The organism is Myroides sp. LoEW2-1, from assembly GCF_009767705.1.
GTDB classification, from domain to species: Bacteria; Bacteroidota; Bacteroidia; order Flavobacteriales; family Flavobacteriaceae; genus Flavobacterium; species Flavobacterium album_A.
Map to the genome: position 1 here is coordinate 1 of NZ_WSPP01000400.1, position 516 is coordinate 516.

1 protein-coding gene is annotated in these 516 nt (G+C 24.6%); it reads left to right on the forward strand.

Annotated elements, in window-relative coordinates; all coding sequences use genetic code 11:
* Nucleotides 1–67: 67 nt before the first annotated feature.
* Nucleotides 68–516: hypothetical protein (locus tag GOQ24_RS16395; RefSeq protein ID WP_208103244.1), on the forward strand; the 449-nt coding region annotated here is incomplete at its 3' end.

Here is a 516-nt window from a genome sequence, read left to right on the forward strand (position 1 = left end):
AAATGGATCCAACAACAGCTGCGTTATTATCTTCTGATGTAAAAGATAAATTATTAGGTTTAATATAATGAAGAATCGAAATGTTTTAGTGCTTTTATTTGAATATTATTTATCAGCAGGTAAAGGAATAATTATTGATATTTTAATTCCAATTTTAATTGGAATAGGTTCTTTTATTCTGCTATTTAATAATTACTTATTCTATAATCAAGCATTGATTGGTACTGTAATTACAGTGTTAGGTATAATAAGTGGATTTGGTATTTCATCAATCACATTATTATTATCTTCAGACAGAGAAAGTGTAATTAAAGCAAAAGAAACTAAAACTAATACTGTTATTGATGGAGAAGAAATTTCTTACTTTCGACGATTATATATCCTAATATGTTATTCAACTGTTGTAAGTTTTATAGGTGTTTTTTTCTTTTTTTTAGGAGGTTTAATATTGTGGAATAAGTTGAATATACCATGTGTTGTTAACTTAATGAAATCTTTTAGTATACTATATATAAC